This window comes from Simkania negevensis Z, from assembly GCF_000237205.1.
Classification (GTDB): Bacteria; Chlamydiota; Chlamydiia; order Chlamydiales; family Simkaniaceae; genus Simkania; species Simkania negevensis.
In genome coordinates this window covers 132,079-154,856 of record NC_015713.1, presented here as the reverse complement: position 1 = coordinate 154,856, position 22,778 = coordinate 132,079, and the positions used below count along the sequence as shown (strand labels likewise).

General features: G+C 40.6%; 23 protein-coding genes and 1 pseudogene. 16 read left to right on the top strand and 8 right to left on the bottom strand.

Annotated elements, in window-relative coordinates; translation table 11 throughout:
* Window positions 1–130: 130 nt before the first annotated feature.
* Both SNE_RS01315 and SNE_RS12590 read left to right on the top strand, forming a co-directional pair.
* Window positions 131–487, top strand: a complete 357-nt coding sequence (locus SNE_RS01315; RefSeq protein ID WP_013943592.1) for a transposase — start codon at window positions 131–133, stop codon at window positions 485–487.
* Between the two features lie 34 nt (window positions 488–521).
* Window positions 522–944 carry a transposase gene (locus tag SNE_RS12590; RefSeq protein ID WP_013943591.1) on the top strand — a complete coding sequence of 141 codons (423 nt, stop codon included), beginning with the start codon at window positions 522–524 and terminating at the stop codon, window positions 942–944.
* Between the two features lie 1,048 nt (window positions 945–1,992).
* On the opposite strand, the gene sdhB is transcribed toward SNE_RS12590, so the two are convergent.
* The 4 genes and pseudogenes from sdhB to tnpA form a co-directional block, all read right to left on the bottom strand.
* Window positions 1,993–2,760, bottom strand: a complete 768-nt coding sequence (sdhB, locus tag SNE_RS01300; RefSeq protein WP_013942482.1) for a succinate dehydrogenase iron-sulfur subunit — start codon at window positions 2,758–2,760, stop codon at window positions 1,993–1,995.
* 7 nt (window positions 2,761–2,767) lie between these two features.
* Window positions 2,768–4,657, bottom strand: coding sequence for a succinate dehydrogenase flavoprotein subunit (sdhA, locus tag SNE_RS01295; RefSeq protein WP_013942481.1), 1,890 nt, complete (start codon window positions 4,655–4,657; stop codon window positions 2,768–2,770).
* Window position 4,658: 1 nt separating this feature from the next.
* Window positions 4,659–5,669 (bottom strand): hypothetical protein, encoded by a 1,011-nt coding sequence (locus SNE_RS01290; RefSeq protein WP_041418674.1) that lies wholly within the window; start codon window positions 5,667–5,669, stop codon window positions 4,659–4,661.
* 281 nt (window positions 5,670–5,950) lie between these two features.
* A pseudogene (tnpA, locus tag SNE_RS01285) lies at window positions 5,951–6,338 on the bottom strand (IS200/IS605 family transposase).
* A 369-nt stretch (window positions 6,339–6,707) separates the two neighbouring features.
* On the opposite strand from tnpA, the gene SNE_RS01280 reads away from it, so the two are divergent.
* The 3 genes from SNE_RS01280 (at window position 6,708) to SNE_RS13020 (ending at window position 7,607) form a co-directional block, all read left to right on the top strand.
* Complete coding sequence (locus tag SNE_RS01280; protein ID WP_013942477.1) at window positions 6,708–6,917, top strand: hypothetical protein; 210 nt, start codon at window positions 6,708–6,710, stop codon at window positions 6,915–6,917.
* A 4-nt stretch (window positions 6,918–6,921) separates the two neighbouring features.
* Window positions 6,922–7,239: a hypothetical protein gene (locus tag SNE_RS01275; RefSeq protein WP_013942476.1), complete on the top strand. Its 318-nt coding sequence runs from the start codon at window positions 6,922–6,924 to the stop codon at window positions 7,237–7,239.
* A 155-nt stretch (window positions 7,240–7,394) separates the two neighbouring features.
* The gene (locus SNE_RS13020) at window positions 7,395–7,607 is read left to right on the top strand and encodes a hypothetical protein (protein ID WP_148258920.1); all 213 of its coding nucleotides are present in this window, start codon (window positions 7,395–7,397) and stop codon (window positions 7,605–7,607) included.
* A 28-nt stretch (window positions 7,608–7,635) separates the two neighbouring features.
* Here SNE_RS13020 and SNE_RS01270 read toward each other — a convergent pair whose 3' ends face one another.
* Window positions 7,636–8,400 carry a TatD family hydrolase gene (locus tag SNE_RS01270; RefSeq protein WP_013942474.1) on the bottom strand — a complete coding sequence of 255 codons (765 nt, stop codon included), beginning with the start codon at window positions 8,398–8,400 and terminating at the stop codon, window positions 7,636–7,638.
* A gap of 85 nt (window positions 8,401–8,485) precedes the next feature.
* Here SNE_RS01270 and SNE_RS01265 point away from each other — a divergent pair, with 85 nt between their 5' ends.
* The 10 genes from SNE_RS01265 (at window position 8,486) to SNE_RS01220 (ending at window position 16,779) form a co-directional block, all read left to right on the top strand.
* Entirely contained in the window at window positions 8,486–9,196 is a 711-nt protein-coding gene (locus SNE_RS01265) for a MotA/TolQ/ExbB proton channel family protein (protein WP_013942473.1), read from the top strand.
* Window positions 9,193–9,618, top strand: coding sequence for an ExbD/TolR family protein (locus tag SNE_RS01260; RefSeq protein ID WP_013942472.1), 426 nt, complete (start codon window positions 9,193–9,195; stop codon window positions 9,616–9,618). The genes SNE_RS01265 and SNE_RS01260 overlap by 4 nt, the downstream gene beginning before the upstream one ends.
* Before the next feature lie 2 nt (window positions 9,619–9,620).
* The gene (locus SNE_RS01255) at window positions 9,621–10,325 is read left to right on the top strand and encodes a hypothetical protein (protein ID WP_041418670.1); all 705 of its coding nucleotides are present in this window, start codon (window positions 9,621–9,623) and stop codon (window positions 10,323–10,325) included.
* Complete coding sequence (locus SNE_RS01250) at window positions 10,315–11,619, top strand: PD40 domain-containing protein (protein ID WP_013942470.1); 1,305 nt, start codon at window positions 10,315–10,317, stop codon at window positions 11,617–11,619. The genes SNE_RS01255 and SNE_RS01250 overlap by 11 nt, the downstream gene beginning before the upstream one ends.
* Window positions 11,620–11,630: 11 nt before the next feature.
* A complete protein-coding gene (locus SNE_RS01245; protein ID WP_013942469.1) occupies window positions 11,631–12,320 on the top strand; it encodes an OmpA family protein in 690 nt (229 codons plus the stop codon).
* Between the two features lie 103 nt (window positions 12,321–12,423).
* Window positions 12,424–12,969 (top strand): LysM peptidoglycan-binding domain-containing protein, encoded by a 546-nt coding sequence (locus tag SNE_RS01240; protein ID WP_158307188.1) that lies wholly within the window; start codon window positions 12,424–12,426, stop codon window positions 12,967–12,969.
* A gap of 125 nt (window positions 12,970–13,094) precedes the next feature.
* A complete protein-coding gene (locus SNE_RS01235) occupies window positions 13,095–13,805 on the top strand; it encodes a response regulator (RefSeq protein WP_041419137.1) in 711 nt (236 codons plus the stop codon).
* Between the two features lies 1 nt (window position 13,806).
* Entirely contained in the window at window positions 13,807–15,054 is a 1,248-nt protein-coding gene (locus SNE_RS01230; protein WP_013942466.1) for an MFS transporter, read from the top strand.
* Window positions 15,055–15,173: 119 nt separating this feature from the next.
* Window positions 15,174–15,620, top strand: coding sequence for a glycine zipper domain-containing protein (locus SNE_RS12510; protein WP_013942465.1), 447 nt, complete (start codon window positions 15,174–15,176; stop codon window positions 15,618–15,620).
* A 145-nt stretch (window positions 15,621–15,765) separates the two neighbouring features.
* Window positions 15,766–16,779 (top strand): tetratricopeptide repeat protein, encoded by a 1,014-nt coding sequence (locus SNE_RS01220; protein WP_013942464.1) that lies wholly within the window; start codon window positions 15,766–15,768, stop codon window positions 16,777–16,779.
* A 43-nt stretch (window positions 16,780–16,822) separates the two neighbouring features.
* Here SNE_RS01220 and SNE_RS01215 read toward each other — a convergent pair whose 3' ends face one another.
* From SNE_RS01215 to SNE_RS01205, 3 genes are all read right to left on the bottom strand, one after another.
* Window positions 16,823–18,304 (bottom strand): glycosyltransferase, encoded by a 1,482-nt coding sequence (locus tag SNE_RS01215; RefSeq protein ID WP_013942463.1) that lies wholly within the window; start codon window positions 18,302–18,304, stop codon window positions 16,823–16,825.
* A 19-nt stretch (window positions 18,305–18,323) separates the two neighbouring features.
* Window positions 18,324–18,629: an acyl-CoA thioesterase gene (locus tag SNE_RS01210; RefSeq protein WP_148258919.1), complete on the bottom strand. Its 306-nt coding sequence runs from the start codon at window positions 18,627–18,629 to the stop codon at window positions 18,324–18,326.
* A 129-nt stretch (window positions 18,630–18,758) separates the two neighbouring features.
* Entirely contained in the window at window positions 18,759–19,724 is a 966-nt protein-coding gene (locus SNE_RS01205) for a protein-tyrosine phosphatase family protein (RefSeq protein WP_041418668.1), read from the bottom strand.
* A 202-nt stretch (window positions 19,725–19,926) separates the two neighbouring features.
* Between SNE_RS01205 and SNE_RS01200 the strand changes: the two genes are divergently transcribed.
* Window positions 19,927–22,770 carry a tetratricopeptide repeat protein gene (locus SNE_RS01200; protein WP_158307187.1) on the top strand — a complete coding sequence of 948 codons (2,844 nt, stop codon included), beginning with the start codon at window positions 19,927–19,929 and terminating at the stop codon, window positions 22,768–22,770.
* The last annotated feature ends 8 nt before the right edge of the window (window positions 22,771–22,778 follow it).

Sequence of the window (22,778 nt, the reverse complement as noted above, 5' to 3'; positions counted from 1 at the left end):
TTATAAAATAATGTCCCTCACTTCGCAAAATTGATAACGCAGTTTTGCTGTGAGGCATTCTGTTGTCCGATGAATCTATCCAACTAAAAAGTTAAATGCTATATTCTTTTAAAAAAATTTAGGAGATGACATGGCAGGATTTAAGTGTTTATCAGATGAACAATGGCAACTCATTGAAGGTCTTATGGACCATACTTTTCCTTTGGAGAGAGGAACTCCTCGAAGTGATCTACGCAAAACCTGGAATTCAATACTCTTTATCTTAACGAGAGGATGTCGTTGGGCGGATCTTCCGACAGATTCCTCTCTTTTTATCCCTCGTTCTACAGCTCACAAATGGTTAAAGCAATGGAGTGTTGAAGGAGTTTTTGATAAGGTGATGAGTGGGCTATTACAGATAGCAATAATGGAAGGAAAAGTTGATCTTTCTCAAGTAGCTGTGGACGGTTCTTTTTCCCCCCGCTCCAGGAGGAGGGGAAAAAGTTGATTATGGTTATAAAGGCAAGGGAGTTCTGCTTCACTTGCTTATCGATAAAAACGGCAATGCAATAGCCATTACAACTACCGATGCAAAGGGGGATGAAAAACAGGAAGTTAGCAGATTGCTTACACAGCTTCCATTAAAGTCACTCAAAGGGCGAGTAGTTGTTCTTGAGGCAGACAAAGGTTATGATGCAGGCTGGTTACGTCAGTTTTTGTTAAACATGGGAATATTTCCTCTAATTCCCTATCGGAAAATCAAAGGAAGATGGGCGCCAGAAATTAACGAAGTTACCCATTTCTTCAAATTGAGCCCACAACGCTGGAAGGTAGAACGAGCTTTTGCTTGGTTAAAAAGACGTTGTCGTCGGCTATTGATGCGATGGGAGCGTTTATTCGTGATATGGAATGGATTGGTAATATTGGGGGTAGTTTATACTTGGATAAAAAATTTAGTTGGATAGGTTCATGATGCGAGGCATAGATAAAATCCCCAAAGAAGTCTTCATCGTAATGATACTCCGTCCCTTCCAGCTCTATTTTTTTACCTTCACCATCTACCGCTTCAACTACAATCTTTTCAGATGTGAAAGTTCCAGGCTCTTTATCGTAAAAGAGGTTTCGAATTGACAGTGCAGTAGAAATCCCTGAAAACAAAGTTCCGGCAAGGAGCGGAGCAGCTGTCATATTATGAAATCTCATTCCATATTCTCCGGGAATGAGAAACGAAGCGACAACACAAATCACACCAAGCACTGATTTGCTAATTGTTTCGATGATTCCCACGGGAATAAGAAGAGCATATCCGATTTTTGAGGTGATTTTTCGAGCAAGCGGAGACTCACTAGAAGGATCTCTAGCCCAATTTGAGAGTTGAGAGGCCCAAGCCCCTGTAAAGCTATCAGCTGGATTTATTTCGTAGTTATTAATGACCATACTCCTTATTCCGCATAATAATTATAAACTATTTATTATTAATTGTCAAGATGTTAAAATATTATAAGTTATTAATGATTAATAACTTATAAAAAATGTCGAAACAAAGACAAGCGCAGTTTTGAGCTTATTCGAGAATAAATAAAATGCTCGCTTCAAATTCCACAAACAGTTGATGAAGAATTTTAGTTGATTCTTAATTTCTGAATTTTGAACCCGGACTTAGCAAGTTGACTACAGCTTGAACCATAAGAGCCTCGCTTGCTGCCTCCTCTAATTTTAACTGAGAGCCAACATCTTCCTTAACTGTTCCTAGCCGGACAATGACTGTTGGAGTACAAAAAATGGAATTAAATTCAGACCGGGGCTGTCTCATAATCTTGCCATCCTGCGTGTGCTCTATTAACCTGAACTCTGGGTTTATTTTGCTTAGTCTCAGGAGAGAAAGTTCTCTTAAATTCTCGGTATTTTTGCCGATGGAAAGGGCCAAACGGTCCTTTTCGAGGCAAAAAGGCTGAGAAGAAAGAGAAAAATCCCTGAGAATGAGTGAAAGAAACCCAGAGATCGGGTTAATAATTAATCTCTTTCAGGGGAGTTGAAAATTTCTTTGATGGCTTGCTTGCTGACCTCTCTCCCCATTACAGCGATCGACTCAGTAAGGGGGATTTCCTTAGGACAGACCTGAACGCAGTTCTGAGCATTCCCACAATCGCTAATTCCTCCCTCTTCCATGAGAGTATGATTGCGCTCTCCTTCTTCCATCTTCCCAGTGGGGTTGAGGTTGAAAAGACGGACTTGGGAAATCGGCGCTGGGCCAATGAATTTAGACTTCACATTCACTTGAGGACAAGCTTCTGTGCAACAGCCACACGTCATACATGTGGAAAGGACATACATCGTTTCTTGTTTATCTTGGCTGATTTTTGGGCCAAACCCTTTAACAAAGGATCCATCTGCAGAAACCCACCCATTCACCCGTTTGAGATTTTCAAACATCGAACTACGGTCAACTACCAAATCACGCACCAGAGGAAATTTCGTAAAAGGAGCCAAAGTAATGGTATGGGTTTTGGTTTTCTCTAGAATGGGCTCAACGATAGCAGTACAAGCTTGGCGGGGTTTTCCATTGATAAGCATCGAACAAGATCCGCAAACCTCTTCTAAACACCCTTGTTCCCATGCAACAGGAGTCACCTTCTCCCCTTTTCGATTCACCGGATTTTGTTGAACCTCCATCAAAGCTGAAATGACATTGATATACGGCTTGAGCTCAAGCTCAAACTCTTCCCAATACTGATGATCAGGAGTTCCACGATAAATCTTTAAGATAAATGTTTTCGTCATTTTAAACCTACTCTATGGGCAGTTGGATATTCTTCGGAATATTCTCCAACTGGGGTTTTACCCGTTTTGCTTTCACATAATCTCTTTTTAACGGCTTTAAATGACGCATGTCAATGTCGCCATAAGTAATTTGGGGTTCATCACTTTTAGGATCATATGTTGCAATGGTTTCTTTGAGCCAATTTTCATCGTCACGCTCAGGAAACTCTGGTTTAAAATGGGACCCTCGAAACTCATCACGCAAAAGCGCCCCTTTCGTCACAACAAGGGCAAGCTCCAACATCGATTGGAATTGATTCGCAAAGATATATGTCTGATTGAGGCGGTGCCCTTGGTCATCCAATCGGATGTTTTTATACCGCTCCCGAATTTCTTTTATCTTATCTAGTGTCTTCTTCAGGTCTTGATTGTTACGCTTGACAGTCACATTTTGAACCATCACTTTAGCGAGTTCTTCATGCAGCATATGAACATTTTCACTGCCATCTCGAGACATGAGATCTTCTTTGAAATTCACTTCGTGCTTCAGTGCATCTTGGAAAAACTGCTCTGGAGTATCTTCCCAAGTTCCACTTAAACTATCGAGATACCGAGGAACTTCGACTCCTGCAACAAGCCCCCCAAAAATACAAGATAAGAGAGAGTTAGCTCCCAATCGGTTGGCGCCGTGGTACTGGTACTCTGCCTCACCTGCCACAAAACATCCTGGGAGATTGCTCATTTGGCGAAACCGCGCCATCCGATCTGGATCGTCTGCTGAAGGCCAATCAACCCAAGCTCCTCCCATCGAGTAATGGACAGCAGGTGCAATCCGCATCGGAACTTTTCGTGGATTTTCTCCAGTAAATCGTTGATAAATGTGAAGAACAGATTCTAACTTATGGACCGATTGCTCAGGCAAATGGGTCACATCCAAGTAAACTTCATCACGCCCTTCGACTCCAAGCCCAAGTTCAATGATGCGCAAAATTTCGCGCGCCCCAATATCTCGCGGCACCAAATTGCCAAAGGCAGGATAAAGTTCTTCTAAAAAGTACCAAGGTTTACCTGTTTCACCACATGGAATCGTTTGACCATCTGGGGTTTCAATTGTCTTCGATGCATCACCATACACCCACACCCGTCCACCTTCTCCTCGAATCGATTCGGACATCAATCGGAGTTTATCTGACCCAGGAATTGCCGTCGGATGAATTTGAATGAACTCTCCATTCCCATATTTCATTCCTTGCATGTAAAGCCGGCCATTTGCTGCCCCTGTACAAAAAGTTGAGTTAGTCGACCGTTTAAAAATCAGACCCGGGCCACCCGTGGCAATGATCACAGCATCGGCTCTGAGCACTTCAAGTTCAAGGTTGAAGAGGTTCATCACCACAATGCCACGGGCAATCCCTGCGTCATCTAGGACAAGCCGCATGAATTCATGATGTTCAAATTTCGAGACTTGTCCTTTCACCTCAAATCTTCTGACCTGTTCGTCTAACGAATAAAGGAGTTGTTGACCTGTCGATGCCCCACAAAACGCCGTTCGATTGTAAAGCGTCCCTCCAAAACGGCGAAAGTCGATGTTTCCTTCTGGAGTGCGATTAAATGTGCACCCAAAACGGTCCATCATTTGAATGATGAGCGGAGCACAGAGACACATTTCCAAAATGGGGGGCTGTTGCCCAAGAAAATCGCCTCCCTTAATTGTATCATATGTATGGATGATCGGAGAATCTTCTTCTCCTTTGATATTAACAGCAGCGTTAATTCCCCCTTGCGCACAAACAGAATGAGAACGTTTGACCTGCGTCACCGAAATGATTTTCACATGACAGCCATTTTCTGCCAGCCGCATAGCAGCACTTAAACCAGCTAAACCGCCACCAACAACAATGACTTCTTTTTTCCGCATGTCAGTTCCTTAAATTGATAAAGTAGGTTCCCCAAATCGATGCTAATCCTAAAAAACCCACAATGAGCATAATCCCAACGCACCAGTTCACCGCACGTGATTGAGAACGCATTTTTAGAACAATTCCCCAAGTAATCATAAATGTCCACAGACCATTGAACCCATGGAAGACCGCTGCAATTACAAATATCGTGTATAATATCGCTTTAAACACACTCCGAAATGAGTCTCTTACTACAAGTAGCTCCGCAGTGCCAAAATCAGACGCCTCTGCAATCACTTCACTCTTGCTCGGAGCCCGATCAGTGAGCCCTTTAAGCCACGCCTGCTGATCTTCGAGCATTTGATACTGTTTTAAAATTTCTTCCGAATGCTCATGATAGATATAAGGTTCTGTATCACTTTCTTGGATCTTTCTGGCTTGCTGCACAATTTCAGCAAGGTGCTCTTCAGCCAAATCAACCTTTTGCTCCGCTTCTTTAATTTCCGCTGCATCATAGAGTTTTACACCTAAACGATCTGCAACAGTGTAAAGACCTGGATCCATTCCGATACGCACAAAATAAAAAGACTTTTCCCCTCGATTCACTTCAGTTGGATACATGTAAAAACGCATGTAGCCAACGTGTGCAATAAGGCCTATCAAAAGAATCCATGAAGAAATACGTTGCCAGCTGTAAGCATGATTGCGAGTGTACTTGGTTAAAACAGGACGCTTTTTCTCTCCGGGGAAAGCATTTATTTTCGACGTCATGAGGACCTTGATTCCCCATATTCCATGAAAGAGAATCGGCACTCCAAGTAAAACAATTTCGATGACATGCAAATATGGAAGGTTTTTCAGAAAGTTGACAGCGCGTATGAACCCCTCGCCATTTGCGCCGATCAAAAGCGCGGCTTGAGAGTTAGTGAGCATGTGCTCTACCAAAAAGATGGCAATCCACAAACCAAACAGCGAATGAAGTCTTCGCCAAACAAAATCTTTAGGGAAGGTGTAAGCTTTAGTCGTCATGATTTTCATTAAACTGATAAAGATAAATTTGAAAAAGAAAAAAATTTATGAATTTTGCAAAAAGTTTCTGGTTTGAAGAATTAGGAATTCATTTTGACCAACACCTCATTTGCGTTTGCCTAGGCATGTCTAGAAAACAGCATGCTACTTTCTAGACCATCTCTAGAAAATAGGGGGCTGTTTTGATGTTAACCCTAGAAAAACGTAATATATTTTATTCGGCGACTTTTGTAATGAGATGATTCTTCGCAATAAACAACCCACAGCTATAAGCTGGGGGGTTATAAACAGGAATCAATTTGAAATTGATTGTGATCAACAGGCTCCCCTTCTTGCTCATCAATGTATTTTTGGATCATCTCATCGATAATATTTCCTGAGCTGACCACCATATACCCTCTTCCCCAAAAACGTCGGCCCCAAAATTGCTTTCTTAGATGAGCAAACTCCTGCAAAAGAAGTCTTGAGCTCGTTCCTTTCAAATATTGAACTAGTTTAATTATAGCAGCTTGTGGACTATATGAGATAAACATATGCACGTGATCACTTGCTATTTTCCCTGAAATGATTTCAACTTCATGTTCCATCCAAACTTGTCTTAACAAGTCTCTAGTTCTTTCTGCTACTTTTCCCACCAACACTCTTTTTCGATACAACATGGGCTTTCAAGTCATGCTTACTATAGCTATTTGTTCTTTAGTGTCTCATGTTTTACCATAAATTCGTCCTTTGGAAGGACTTCATTATAGCTTTCCTTCGCCTGTAAGGCGAGGGGTTTTTTTAATTTTGGCTGGGCGTTAGCCAAATCACAGGTGAGTGTCTTTTCTATCTCTGTTAATGTGAATTAAACGTGAGTTAAAGAATCTTACGCAATACGGAAGAACGCGTGTGCATTTTCGCGCGTCACCGTTGCAACTTCATTTAAAAGAAGCCTTTTTATTGACATCGAAGAGTACACTTAAAAAACCACCTTGACATAGAGAAGGACACTAAAATAAACTCCTTGCTTTCATAACCTTAAATGGGAGGAATAATGTTATGAACGGTTATCCATTTGGATGGTGGCTTATCCAAATTATGAAGCCAGTTTGCGCTGTTGTCTTTGCTTTAAGTTTTCAAAAATTCCTCCTTCCTTTGAAAATGGGATGGAAAAAGGAAGATCAGAAATCAATTAATAAGGGAATGATCTACTTATTTTTAACTATTGCTTCTGTTGTTTTTTTTGTTTGGTTTATGAAGTTAGGTTAGATTTATGAAACGGTTGTTATGGCTCATTTTATCTCATTGCTCTCTGATTTTTGGATCATCTTTTACAGAAAGCTTAGAAGAATTTGCTGATGATTTACTGAAAAGCAGGATCGAAGAAAGTCTTTTTCTATTGGACAAAATGGAGGAAGAATACTGGCAAAACAAAGCTCTTATCAAAGGGCTTAGGGCAACGGTTTTATTATCAAAAGGCGAATTACAAGAAAGTTCTATACTCATGGCTGAAAGCATATCTATGTTGGAAGAAAGTTATTTATCAGAACAGCTTGTGTTACTCATTCGCGATTTATATGAAAAAGCTTAGGATTATTTTTGCAGAGAAGATTCACGCTATTCCTGATCCACTTCCCCTACAATTTTTCTATGTAAGGAAAAGCAACCAAAAGGTGTGCAATTAAAATTTTGGCTGGGCGTTAGTCAAATCGCAGCCGGGTGTCTTTTGGCCCCGTTTTCTGGGGTTTGTCTACAACACTGATTGTATCAGGAGTGGCTATGACAGCAGATGCAGTTGCAGATTCTCTAAACAACATGGAACAGTGGGAGAATAATCTCAATGAAAGGCAAAGGATTGACCCAAATAACTTACCATCGCCGCCGCCTAATCAGTTACCACCACCTCAAAAAAACTCAAACCAAGCTTATTCACAGCCTTTTCAAATCTATCTCTGTTAATGTGGATCAAACGTGAGTTAAAAAAATCTTACCCAATTCCAAAAAAGGCGTGCGCATTTTCGCGCGTCACGGTTGCAACTTCATTTAATGGGAGCCCTTTGACATTGGCAATGGTTTGCGCAGTTTCTGGCAAGAAACTTGGCTCATTTTGCTTTCCCCTTTTAGAGAGTGGAGCAAGGTAAGGCGTATCGGTTTCTACAAGCAATTGCTTAATCGGAACTTCTTTCACCACATGTCTGAGTTCTTCGGACTTTTTAAATGTGATGATCCCACTAAAAGAAATCAGCCAGTTGCGATCTAACGCTCTTTCAGCATCATCGAGAGTTCCTGTAAAACAATGGAGAAGAAGTGGACCTTTTTTATAATGCTCATCGGCAAGGGCAAAAAGATCATCAAATGCATCACGACAATGGATTACAACTGGAAGGTTGCATCTCTTTGCAAGCTCGAAGTAACGAATTAAAAACGCTTGCTGCAATGTTTTGGGTGAATGCTCGTAGTGGTAATCGAGACCTGTTTCACCGATTGCAACGAGTTTTCCACTTGTAGCAGCCTCTTCAAAGAGGTGAAAATAAATACCACCTTCTTTTTCAACATCATGAGGTGTTGTCGCACCAACATTGTAAATCCACTTGACATCCTCCGCAAGTTTTAGCCCTCGTTGAAGGGTTATCTTATCGGTGCAAATGTTAACAATCGAATTAACTTTTGCCTCTTTCGCCCGCTTAAGAATGTTAGAAACATCTTCAAAAACAGGGTCACAAGTTAAGTGAGCATGTGAATCACAATACATACTCATTAAAATATCATGGGCGAGCTTTCCTTGACAATTAGGTTTTTCCTCAAGTATGACTATGGCAAAAACTCAAGTGTGATCCATGGGAACATTTTTTCAAGCCTTTTATCAAGCAGATGCCTTTGGTAAGATGATCTTTTTTGCCTTATTCGCTCTTTCGGTGATTTCGTGGTTTTTCTTAATTCACAAAATTTGGACCTTCAATCAAGTCAAACGACAGTCCAAAATTTTTAAGCAAGCCATTACTTTGCAAAAAGACTCATTGCTTAACATCAAAGTCGAGCCAGTAAAGCAAAAACGGCATATTCCAGAGCCTTTTCATAAACTTTATCGAACTATTCAACAAAATACAGTTGCGATTCTCGATAAAAACCATTTTTACCTCAGCGGAAATCAAAATTTTCTTTCAAGAACTGACGTTGAACTTATCGATTCCCACCTTCAGTCTTCAATCGCAAAAGAACGAGAAGATCTCGAAAAAAACCTTTTTATCCTTTCGACAACTGTTACACTTGCTCCCTTTTTAGGACTGCTTGGGACAGTGTGGGGAATTCTCATTACATTTGGAGAACTTCAAGCCGGACATTCAGTCTCTTCGAACTCGATCATTCTCGGAGGACTTTCCACCGCTTTAACAACAACTGTTTTGGGGCTTTTAATTGCAATACCTGCACTCATTGCCTACAACTATCTTAAAAATCTCAGTAGCCATTTTACAACAGAGATGCGCGACTTTAGTCATTTTCTCCTCTCAACTGTTGAACTCCAATATCGCAAAGTGGACATCGAATGAGAAAACATCATTTTACATTAAGTCGTAGCATAGATGATGAAGGGCTTGTAAACCTGACCCCTCTCATTGACGTTGTCTTTGTTGTACTCATTCTCTTCATTTTAGTCGCCCCATTGCTCGAACTCGACCGTGTGGCTCTTGCCTCTGCTGCAAAAGAAGGAAAGAAAGAGGCTTTGCCGATCCAAGAAAATGCTCCCCTTAAAATCCATGTCTTTGCTGACAACACCATTTGGATAGGCAATACTTGCGTCAAAACAGAAGACCTTTACCCCTATTTGAAGAAATGTAAAGCTGAGATGCCATACACCATTCCGCAAGTCTACCATGATAAAGAAGCTTTTTTTGGTACCTATCAAACAGTCAAAAATGCCTTGGAAGCTGCTGGTTTTGAAGAAATGGACGTGATTCTAAAACCGAGTTGATCATGATTAAAAAGTGGATCCAAAGTCATCCCAGAGAAACTACCATTCTAGCAGTTGTTCTTTGTGGTCACTTTCTGTTCATATTTTTCAACTTTAAAACAGAACACTCTCCCCCCATTCCAAAACAATCGATCGTCGTACACACGCACACCTTGCCAAAACCTAAACCCACTGCTCAACCCAAACCACAAGTGCAGGTGCAGGTACAAACTGTGTCCAAACAAGCTCCGAAACCCACGCCTAAACCTACTGCTAAACCAACCCCAAAGGCCAAAAAACCTTCCACAACCCAAGTAAAAAAGAATCAAACTGTTTTGAAAGAGCTACAAGAAACTTTGGCAAAAATTGAGCAGAATCAAACTCTGCAAGAGAAAGCGCCCCCCCTCGTATACCCCAAAAAAATTCAAGAACTCAGCATCGACCATATCTCCGATGCCTCGTCACCAGAAGAAGTCTCTTATCTGCCCCTGCTTGTTCATGCACTCAAGACACATCTCGAACTTCCAGAAGAAGGAAAAGTGCGCATTCAATTGACCGTCCTAAAAAGTGGACGTGTAGAAAAGATCCAAGTCCTGTATGCTGAAAGCGAAAATAATAAAACTTACCTTCAGCATGAACTCATCCATATGGAATTGCCCCCATTTTCAAATGAGCTAGCTGGAAAAGTAAAACACACTTTTACCTTGAATTTCTGCCATGAAAAATAAATTTTGGTTTCTCATTTTTATGCCACTACTTGCATTTTGCAGTGATATCGATCAAGAAATTGTCGTGTCGCTTGCAAAAAGTGAAGAGCTCCCTTCAATCTACATCAGCTGCCCATCTCCGAAGCTCAAAGAAATTCTTCTTTTTGATCTAAGTCAAAACGGGATCACTAAAGGGATCAGTGGAAAAACAGAAGAAGAAAATAAGCTCTTAAATGACGACCTTTCACCTGCTTTTTGGAAGCCTCAAGGTTATGCCTACGTTGCCAAAATTTCTATCCACGGAAGTATCATCTCGGGAAGTCTTTTTTCTCTTAAAACAGGCCAAACAACACCTCTTGAACCCCACCATTTAACAGGTGTGCTCGCTTCCGACAGACGTGTTATGCACGCCATTTCCGATCAAATCACCGAAATCATTGGAAGCATTAAAGGAATTTCCCAAACCCAAATTTTTTATGCTGTTCAATTTCCCGATGGAAGCAACTGGAAGTCGGAAATCTGGGCAGCCGATTATGACGGAAAAAATGCTCGTCAACTGACTCAAGAAAAAAGTTACTGCATTAGCCCTCTTCTCTTTCCAAAAGAAGGAAATTTTACCAAAAATAGATTCCTCTATGTGAATTACAAGCTTGGGCAACCTAAGATTTACATCTCTTCCTTTGATGCCAAAAGTGGAAAACCCTTTCTTTCCCTACGTGGCAACCAACTTCTACCCAGTTTTTCTCATTCTGGAGACATGATCGCTTTCATTTGTGACGCGGGAGGACAAGCCGACCTCTTTTTACAGGCATTTGATCCTGATCAAGGACTTGTGGGGAAGCCACTCCAACTTTACTCTTTCCCCAACTCCGTTCAAGCTTCTCCCACCTTTCGCCCCGATGGAAAAAAAGTTGCCTTTGTTTCAGATCAGGAAGGATCACCCCGGATTTTTCTCATTTCCATCCCCTCATTTAAAAATTGGAAACGACCTCATCCAGTCTGCCTGACAAGGACATATCGAGAAAATACCTGCCCCTCATGGTCTCCTGATGGCACAAAATTAGCCTATAGTGCTAAGATTGACGGTGTCAGACAAATTATGGTTTATGACTTTATTACCCAAGAAGAAATTCAACTAACAAAAGGTAAAAGTCATAAAGAAAATCCATGCTGGGCTGCTAATAGTATGCACATTATTTTTAACACCGTTGATCCTTCTTCTTCAGAATTATTTCTAATTAATCTAAAACAGAAAGAAATGGTACAAATTACAGAAGGACCTGGCAAAAAGCATTACCCCACATGGGGTCCTTAATAGAGGGCATTATGAAAAAATCGTCATTTTACTTTTTTTCTTCTTTACTTACCGCTTGTTACCTCCTCACTGGCTGCCAAAATTCATCGGGAGCCGCATGGGAAGACACTAAAACGATGGGACGCTACATTCAGCGCCAAGGAAAACTCTTATGGCGTAAAGATGTCGACTCACGCATGATTGAAACTGCTGATGACTTCCAAGGACCAACTGAAGAAGAGTTTATCCCTCTAAAAGACGAAGATCTTAAAGCGCAATTTGCAAATTTCAACATTCCTCAACCTGCAGAATCACCTGGCGTTGAAGGGAGCAGCATTCCGAGCATTGAGCATTTTTCAACTCCACAAGCCGATCTCGCAGAACTTTTCAAAAACGTCTACTTTAACACAGACGAACACGTTCTTCGCAAAAAAGAGTTCTATGCTGTTGTCGATCGCATCGCCGATTACATGAAAAAAAATCCTAATGTTTACATTTTTGTTTCGGGACATTGTGATGAACGTGCATCTGAAGCTTACAATTTAGCTCTTGGAACGCGTCGCGCAAATACATTGCGAAGCCTACTCGTCAAAAAAGGGGTAAATCCCAACCACATCTACACCATTTCTTTTGGAAAAGAAATGCCAGCTGATTTGGGACATTCTCCAGAAGCTTGGTCAAAAAATCGTCGTGTCGAATTTAAAATATTTAAAAAAGAATAAAGGTAGATAAATGAGAATTTTTGCCCTCTCTTTGTGCACACTTTTTTTCTTAAGTGGGTGCGCAATTAGCTCCAGTTCAAAGTCCGATAAGCACCAAATGGAAATGAGTCTCCATAAAGTAAGGACAGAAGTCGAAGAAATCAAACACGATCTCAACACCTATGAAATTGAGCATCACGTTTTAGAAGGCAAACTCATCGATCAAGAACAAACAATAGCGAACTTAAAACAGCAAGTTTCAGACCTCAAACAAGGAAAACTTGAAACGTTTGCATCTGAAATTCAAAATATCGATAAAAAAATTGTTCAAGTTGCTAAAAAGCAAGACAAAATTTTAAGCGATATCCGTCAACTCAGTTCACATGCAAATGAAACAACAACTGCGTTAGCGCAATACAAAGAAAAAATCACCCAATTTGAAAAGGCAATAGCCGTTCAGAAAGAGCAAATCCAAGACATCGTCAAATTGCGAGAAGGGCTTGCAAAACTTACAAATGCTTCAGAACTTTCTAACCGTTATGTTGTGCAACCAGGAGATTCTCTTGAAAAAATCGCACGTGTAAAAGGAACGTCTGTCGAAGCGATCAAACAAACCAACAATTTGTCAACAGACCTCATTGTTGTCGGGCAAGAAATCCTACTTCCTTAGAAACGCACAATAGCCTATGTGTAAAAGAATTTTCTTGAGTAGCTATACCAATTTATTAGGAGTTATAGTTATAATTGGTAAAAGAACCAATTCTGAAAAAGATCCTCTATTTTGGAGTAATTAAAATGGCGCAAAAAAAAAGAATCCTTCTAATTGAAGATGAAGAAGACATTGCAGCTCTGATAAAGTTGCAAGCTGATCTTTCAGGTTATAAACTTCATGTAGAAGTCGACGGCATTAACGGCTATCGTGCTGTAGAGCGAGAAAAACCTGATCTCGTTATCCTTGATGTCATGCTCCCCGGTTCGAACGGACTTGATGTCTGTCGAAAAATTAAAAGCAATCCCGAGCTCAAAAACATTCCAGTCATCATTCTCAGCGCAAAAAATGAAGAGCTCGATATGATTTTAGGACTTGAACTCGGAGCAGACGATTACGTTGCAAAACCGTTTTCTCCTAAAGTCCTTTTTTCGAGAGTTAAAGCGGTACTCCGGCGCAACCGTGAACCAGAAAAAGCCCATCGCATTCTTTCTTTCGGAGAGTTTAACCTCGATATCGACCGTTACCTGCTCAGGAAAAAAGAGCAACAAATCACGATCACACTTTCTGAGTTTGGCATTCTCAAGCGCCTCCTGCTGCAACGAGGAAAAGTGCTCACCCGTAATCAACTTTTAGATGACATTCACAACGATGATGCATTTATCGTCGACCGGAACATCGATGTGCACATTGCCGCTCTGCGAAAAAAACTCGGCCCAAATTTTCACTGGATTGAAACCGTCAGAGGTGTGGGTTACCGCTTAAAAGAGGAGCCACAACTCGCCAAAAGCAAATAGTTTGGCAAAGGCAAGCACGCCGATTAATCGCCGCTCTTTCCGAGCGGCAGTTTCTGTTTTGTTTCTCGACAACCTAGGACTATCGGTTGTCTATCCCATCTTCACTCCTCTAGTTTTACAACCTATTTATGCACTACTTCCTGTTTCCTATTCACTTGCACATAGGATGATTCTACTTGGGTTTCTCATCGCATCGTTTCCGTTCATGCAATTTATCGGCGGCCCGATTATGGGACATATTGCCGATAAAAAGGGGCGGCGCTTTGGCTTTACAGTGGCACTCGTCGGAGAAGCAATAGGATTTTTCCTAACAGGAGTAGGAATTGCGATTAAAAGCTATCCATTAGTCCTCTTTAGTCGCCTTTTCTCAGGTTTTTTTGCCGGAAACTTTACGATATGTCTCACGACCATCACAGATCTACACCAAGATGTGAAGGCGCGAGCCAAAGACTTTGGGATTGTTGCCAGCGTTGCAGGAATCAGTTTTGTCATTGCAATCGCAATAGGCGGAATCTTATCGAACAACACCTTAGCGAAAGTCTTTAATTCCTCTCTCCCTTTTTGGATTATCACAGCTCTTTCCCTTCTAAATATCGGAATCATTTGGAAGGCTTTTTCAGAAACGCATCATCGCCTTAGCCGTATGAGTAAAGTCTATAAAAATCAAGTGGTTGAACTTTTTCAAATCTATCGAGCTTCTTCTCTTCACTTTCTTTATCCTCTCTTCTTTTTCTTCATGTTAGGTTGGATCGTCTCACTACAATTCCTTTCGAGCTTCTTGCTCGAACATTTTCATGGCACCAAAGTCATGATCACCACCCTTTTCATCAGTGTGGGGATTGGATGGTGCATCAGCAACATGTGGTTTGAAAGAATTCTGATTCGGTTTTTCTCTCCACTTAAAATATTGACCATTAGTTTGTTAATCGCTACTATTTGCCTTTTTGTTGCTTCTGAAATAAGAGTTTATTATCTCTTTTTCCACTTCATTTTATTCGGGTCCATATTTGCCTCACTTGTCTGGACAAACTGTCTTGCTTTGATTTCTAAAAAGGCCCCTAACTATTTGCAGGGAAAGCTACTTGGAATTAACCAATCGGTTGCCACTCTTTCGATGCTCATTGCCCCCCTTTTCGGAGGATTCATCGGAGAGTTTGACATTCGGACCATATATCTTTTTGCAAGCTCTTCATTTTTACTTTCATTATTGATCCTTTTTGTTTTCAGAAACAAAATAAACGTAAATTAGAAAAATTGTTTCTAATTCTTTCTGGAATTTGATAAATAACAATTAAGGAAGAAACTATTTATGTATATCATTCGACTGAATTACGGTCGATGTTACAATTACCTAATTAAGAGGATTTTATGATTAATAAGAAGACTTCGATTCTCGTTTTAGGTCTTGCTGCTACCCTTTTCTGGGGATGCGAATCTAAAACAGGAACTGGGGCACTTGCTGGAGGTGCTTTAGGTGCTGGAATCGGTGGAATTGCTGGGGGAGGCTCGGGAGCTCTCATCGGCGGTGCAGCCGGTGTGATAGCAGGAGGACTCATTGGAGCCTATCTTGATAACCAAGATCAGAAAAACTTACAAAAACAAAGTCCACAGACATATAGACGCGTTGACAACGGCGAAAGATTAAGTGTAAATGATGTCATCAACTTGAGCAAAGCAAACATCAGTGATGATAAAATCATTGATCTTATTCAAAAGACTGATAGCCACTATACACTTAACAATTACCAAATCGATCGATTACGCGACGCCGGGGTCTCCGAAAAAGTCATCAATCACATGATGTATAAGACTTAAGTCATTGGGGAAATTGGGAAAGAACACTTACCAGTTCTTTCCCAAAGATTTTTTTGCGCGCGGCTTGATTTATTCTTGCAGTAAATGCAGAATGTAAGGATAAAAAAGATCGTAAGATTGTTGCCCACCTACAGGACTTTGCTAAATGAGTGTCAAAGAGATATACAAAGAAATCTCAAGACGTTTTGATCATGATAGTTTTCGAAAAAATGTCGAGACTCATTGCTCTATTGGACTCAAACAATTCAAGAAAATTATCCGCTCTTACATCTTTTTTCATCTCTTTTTTCTTGGGCTTTTAATCAGCGAAATCGTCGCATTTTCTCTTTCTTTAACTTTTCTATCCAAGTCTGCCCTTATAGCCTTTTCTCTTGCCGGAATTATTTTGACTGCCTTCGCCTATCTCGTCATTCTCTTTTACTTTCAAACGAAAAAACCAGAACAGTTCATTGAATTGCGCAACTGGTTCATGCGCCTTTGCAAACAAAGTTTACCAAAAAATCTCGGATCTTCTGAATACCACCTTTCTTTAGCCAACTCCGCTTACCGTTTTGCAACCCATCTCATGAAACACGAATCTTCCCTCTATACCCTACCGGCCGTCACCCACTCTCTCAACAATTTGATGAGGAAGTTCACTAACTTTTGCCACCACAAAGATCTGCACAAAATGAAAGAGATTCTGCTCCTCGTCTCCATTACAGAGCACATCCAGCTCATCAAAGAAACCCCAACTGACCTTGAAGCTCACGCCTCTCTTGCCAACGCCTATGTCGCCCTCTCCAAAATCTATCAAGGGGATTCAAAAGAGATGCACGAGAAGTTCCAAGCGGCTTCTGAAAAAGCCATTCAAGAATTCAAAATTTTGGACCATTACTCTCCGAATGATCCCTGGGTACAAGCCCAACTCGCTACCTGCTACCATGATCTCAAAATGTTTAGAGAAGAAATCCTCTACTACGAAAACATTTTAAAACTTTGTCCAGAAGACAAACAAATCATGTTCCGCCTAGGAGTTCTCTATTTCCAACAAGGGCTCAACGCCAAAGGGCTCCGAACCTATGAAGAGCTCAAAAACATGGGCTTTTCACGCGCAGATGAGCTCATTGATTACTACGATGCGAATATCAGACAAGAGTACAGCATCAGCTCTCTTTAACCCCATATGATCGAGGAATATAGTGTCGTCATTTGGGTTTAAGTTACCGTGATTCAACAATTGTAATGCGATGGATCTCGTACAAACAATGTGTTGTGAGATTATTGCGAAAAATAAGTGTGACTGAATCCTCATTTGGCAGATGAAAATAGGTTGTCACTTTTTGACCAGGAATAAACGTTTGCTCTTCTCGAATAGCTAATTCACCCTTTGCATCTTTTTTCATTAGGCATATTCCTATGGCACCAGAAAAGACTTTTAAATCGATTTTTAGCCACCGTTTTTTGTGAGGGGTTTTGTCAATGCAGTTTTCAATATCAAACTGAACTGAATACCCCCATAAGAATTCACCAGATCTAAACAGCAACCGTTTTTTCTTGAAAACCACCGTGAAAATAGAAAAAATTCGGCCCGCCAGAATAAACATCTGATTTAGAGATTTTTTTCTATTTCTCCATCTAGGATAAAAACGAAAGTGGGAACTCTCATTCAGCCATCTTAAAGAAAAGCGTTCTAATAAATTAGAAAACTCTGAAACAACTTTCCAAAGGCCCAAATAGTGTAATTGCTTTGTCCCAGGGAAAATTGTGCAATTCTGAGGATTAAAATCGCAGGAAATTTCTGCATTATATGGAACTAAATGGCCTGAAAAGTTGAGCCCTCTTAACTTTGCATATATTTCCCGAGCGCGAGGCGTCACCCCTTCTAATTCTAGTATCTTTCTTAAAGCAATGCCTACGTATAGAGATTGATAATAAGCCTGAGGATAGCTTAAAAGCTTTTGCCTCTCTAAAGAGCTGCATATAAACCTGTCAAACATAAAACAAGCATCTTGGGGAAATTGCTCCCAAATTTTCCCTTGAAAGCTCCGAGAAACTGGGGTCGCTAATATTTCAGCAAAACACTCGTTTGGGCGATAAAAAATCTCTTCGTCCTTTAAAATCTCACCTAAACGAATCCAAAGATCATAATCCCAAGCTAGAGTAGGTTCGTTGAAAGACATGTCTTGTGCGACCTGCTTAACAACTTGACTTTTCAAAAAAGTGCAAGCCATAGGGAAGGAACTTTCAAATCGAAGAAAACGATGAAAATCAAATAGAGGAGGAACATATCGATCAATTTCACCCCCTTTTTCGTCAACTGTCTTCACTGATCCATACACAATTTTGACACGGGGATTTTGATCAAAGTGAAAAACAGCTCGCTCCAATCCATCTGAAGGAAGTCTCTCATCTGAAGCTGTAAAATACAAGATGTTTCCTTGGCTCCGCTGTAGAGCTCTTCCGTAAGCTTGCCTTATTCCATTGTCTGGTGCCGATTCAAAGCTGTAAGGAAAGCGAAGGGTATCTTTGATTGAAGATAGATATTCAACCGAACCATCTGTCGAATCTCCATCTTGAATGATCAGTTCGAAGTCTTTGAACGTTTGACTTTTCAAACTTTCAATGTTTTGTCGAAGAAATGGAAGTCCGTTGCGCGTTGCTAGCAAGACAGAAACTTTTGGATTTGAAGTAGAATATTCCAAAAAACGCTCCTAATATTTTTTAAACAAACCACATCTCTTCTTTAATTTTCAATAAGATTGCTCTCAATACATTTTGTGTTTCTGGATTTATACTCAAACAATTTTTGAAGTTGTTTGAGTATATACGAAGAGGCTTAAAGTTCTGATCTAAAAAACAATGCTCTGATTGTCCAATGAGAATTTTATCTTTGCCGCGTAGGATTTCATAACCTAAAACAAAACGAACCTTTGAATAGGATTCAATCCAAACGTGCACCTCAATTTCTTGAAGAGAAAAAAGAGGCTTTAAGTACTTAACCGATTGAGAAACAACAGGACATTGCATTCCCCCTTTTTCAAGCACATTGATATCAAGTCCTATGGACTGTAAAAATCGATCCGAGCGTTTTCGAGATAGACGATGTAAGCAGAGTTATGGACAATGCCTCCCTGATCGGTTTCTACGTACAGCGTTTTAAGGTGTAGCTTGAACATGCTCCTCCAAGTAGATTGCAACAACATCATGTAACGTTTGATATTGCGCCAGTCGTGTCACCATGTATTTTCGTTGCAAACTCAGTTTAAAAACAAGCTCTTCGATACTTAAGCGTATCTCTTCTCCTGCTTCCAATTGCCTGTCAATTTCAGAGAGGAGAATAAATGCGGCAATAAACGTTCCCGTTCGCCCTACACCTGCGCTACAATGGACAGCAATTAAGCCTTGCTCAGGATCATAAGTTGAACGGATCGTTTGGATCAGTTCAATAAGACGATGGGGATCAATCCCATCATGATCGACCCAATCTTCAATTTCATAGTAACGAATCGAATAAGGACTTCCTCCCCGAAGAGAAACCTGTAAAAACGTTCCAGAATCAGTTATTTCTGTTCTTCCTTTCCAATAAGGATGGCATTTTTTACGAGTATCAAACTCTGGAGTAAGTCGAACCAAGTGGGTGACTTGGTAAGTGGTCAAGAGTGAAAAAAAGGCCATTTCTTCCGTTGAACGGGGCCCTTCCATCGCAAGAAACCGGTCAGGTCCGATCACAATATTGCTCGAATTGAACGAAGAATGGGTATTGTTGTAGTCAAATGCAATGCAATTCCCTGCGCGGAAGCAGTCTTCATAAAAAAGGGTTTCCGCAAAAAGAAAATCTTCATTCACTTCTACAAAGTTGTACCAACCTGGAGTCGCATTGTACCAAATTTGAAACCGATCATCTTTTAATCTGCGAAATTCAGCCCTCAGCTCTTCTTCAGTTTTGTTTCGATGATAAGAAGAAAAAGGGCGAACCATTCCATATTTTTCAAAGCGCCAAGCAAACTCTGTTGCAGTTTGATCAAACTGTTTTAAGACGTAACTTCGGGGGTAAACAGAGACTTCCCAACTAAAAAGATAAACTCCATGTAACAGCAACAAGAATAAGGCGAACATTTTCATAAAAACCTCCATAAATGGGGCAAGCATTTTAACCTATTGTGTCATCATTGGTCAACTTTTTGTTTGCAGATGGAAAGTGAATCAGGTACTGTAATGCCTTCCACTCGGTAAGGGTGAAAGAATCTTGATTTGAAAAAATCTCTAGTGAAGTATAATCAAAAAATAACTTCAATAGAGTAAACAAATGACAGGAATAAACGTTATGATGTCTAGTCTGCGCCTGATAACCTTCTCTTGGTTTTTACTTGGAACAACTGCCAGCTTTGCCGTTGAAAAAACTCCACCACACTCGACTCAAATTGAATCGGATGAAGAAGCGTTTCTCATTCGCCGTATTGCAGAATTCTGGAAAGATGGTGATTATGGGATTGTCAAAGCACAAATTCAGGACTTCTTCGATAAATACCCAAAAAGCAGACTTAAAGATTACTTTTTAGGAATACTAGGCGACATTTATCTCCAAGAAAACAACTATGAAAGCGCCCTCAATTCGTACGAAGCCATCAGCAGTTCCGACATCACTGAAAAAATCATCCTCAACAAGTTGCAATGTTATTATGAGCTCGATCAATACGATCATTTAGCCCTCGAAGGACGCCCGTTCATTGGAAAAGACATCGAAGCTGTTAAAGGACGCAAACACGAGCTCTATTTTCTCGTTGCAGAAGGATGTTTTCGACAAGCTCTCAAAGAAGAAAATGTCGAACTCAAAACCAAACTTGTCCGGGAAGCACGCTCTTACTACGATCAACTCGATAAAACACCTTATGCTGAAGCATCGACATTTTCTCTTGCTGAAATTTATGCCATCTTAGGAGAGCATAAAAAAGGCGCAGAAACTTACCTCGGCCTTGTTGAATTGCATCCTGAAATGAAAGAAGACCTGCTTTTTCAAGCAGGAATTTTGCAAGCACAATTCGATCGGAAAGCTGCTATTGAAACTTTTACGAAAATCCGGGAACTCGATGGAAACAAAGCAAGCGATGCTTCGTTTAATTTGGTTGTCCTTTTGTTTCAAAATGAAGACTATCAGAAAGTGATTTCATCTTACGAGAAACTCGCTTCTTCAGTTCCAGAAGCATATCAACCTACCTTTAATTTCATTGTAGGTAAAAGCTTTTTCTCTCTTGGAGATTACAACAACGCCATTGACCCTTTAAGTCGCTACATTGAATCTCAATACGTTCCGAATGACCAGTTAAAGAACGCCCTTTTGATTCAAATGACTTGCGCGCATCAAGCGGGAAATGAAGAACTATTTAATCTTAACTTCGAAAAACTAGGCTCCCTCTTCCCTGATGATCCAGAAATCCCTAAAGCTCTTTTCATGCACGCGATGATTTTAAAAGAGCAAGGTGCCATTAGCAGAGCAGACGAAAAGCTCAAAGAAATCAAAGAGAAGTACAACAACTTTGAAGATCAAGAAAGCTTTCTGTTTGAATATGGACTACTTGCTCATCAAAACGAACGTTGGGAAGATAGTTACAAGACATTTAAAGACTACGTCGACATGTTTCCAAAAAGTCAACGCGCTGACGCCGCTTGGAAACTTTTCCTCTCTTCTAGCTTAAATTACTACAAGCGCTCAGGTGAAGAAGGCCCATACAGAAAAAACCTATTCTTCAATGATTTGGAAAAGGTTTTGCACCATCACAACTTCTTAACAGCAGAGGAAATGAAAGATTACAGCTTGCTTTACGCCAAAACAGCCTATGAGCTTGAAGCTTACTCTTCTGCACTATATGTTCTTCAAGATCATCTTTTCACTAAAGTGACTGAAGAAGGTGATCCTCTTGCTCTAGCAGAAGCTCATTTCATCGCTGGACTTTGTCATGCTGAAATGCAAGCCGACTACTCAGCGTTTTGTATGCACCTCGAACAAGCCATGCTTCTCAATCCTGAAATGTACGACACTCCAACGACACACCTTCAGCTTTACAATGCCTATATCTCCTTAGCTGGCTACGGAGATGGAGCAAAAGCTCAAGCAGATGCTGATCAACAAAAAGACTTTGTGACCCACGCAGCAAACCATCTCCAAGAAGCAATTGACAAAGGTGAACAAAACATTAAAAGAGAAAACCGTCTCTGGCTCGCAAATTACTATTATCAATCAGCGAAAGAATATGTCGAAGCACATTGGACACATCAAGTCACCGATCATCCAGAAATTGCAAATGCCATGGATCTCGCAGCAGAGCATTACAAGACTCTCTTGTACGATCGGGGTCAAATGATCGAACTTACATCAGACAATTTGCACTTAGAAAACGAATTTCTTAAGCTGGCAAAATTGCTTGGATATCGTAAACAAAACGAGCAAAAACTGCAGCTTGTTAAAAACCTCATCGAGCAGCAAAGCTCCAAGCCACAACTCAACTGGAGCTCTCAAAAGCAAGCACTATTTGAACTCGCAAAAGTTTACCAAGATCTAGGTGATAGTGAGCGCGCTTTTGAAACGTATAGTTTTATCCACACCTCTTCAGACCACTTTCCAACGAGCATGTCAAATCTCGCTACACTTGAATCGGCACGTCTCCATTTCAATATGCTTGAAGAAGCGTACAAAACCGAAACGAATGAAGAAATTTTATCTATTTTGAACGACTTGAAGGAGCTTCAAATTCGAAAAAACGTAACGTCAGAGCCAACCCATTTAGAAGCAGCACTTGACTATGCCAAAATTCGCTCAGAGATTGGGAAAAGCGCTGAAAGAGACTCTCGCTATCTCTTTTTCCTCAAACGCATTCAAGATGATTTCAATTCGCAAGAAGACCTTGTGACACAAGACTACCTTGTGACTTTGAATAAACATGCAAAGAAAAAGCAAGTGTTTGATTCATACATGAAGTTTATCGATGCGGAAAAGTACCGCTTAGAAGCCAAGCAGATGTATCAACAAGAGCGTTTAAGCGAAATGGAAGAGTTGCACGAATCTGCACTTTCACTATATAGCGAAATTAAAAACGATCCTGCAACGCCAGAAGATCTTTACGTGCGGATTACAACAAGCATTCAGGAAATCAACGCCCTGAATGCCTATTAATAGAATTG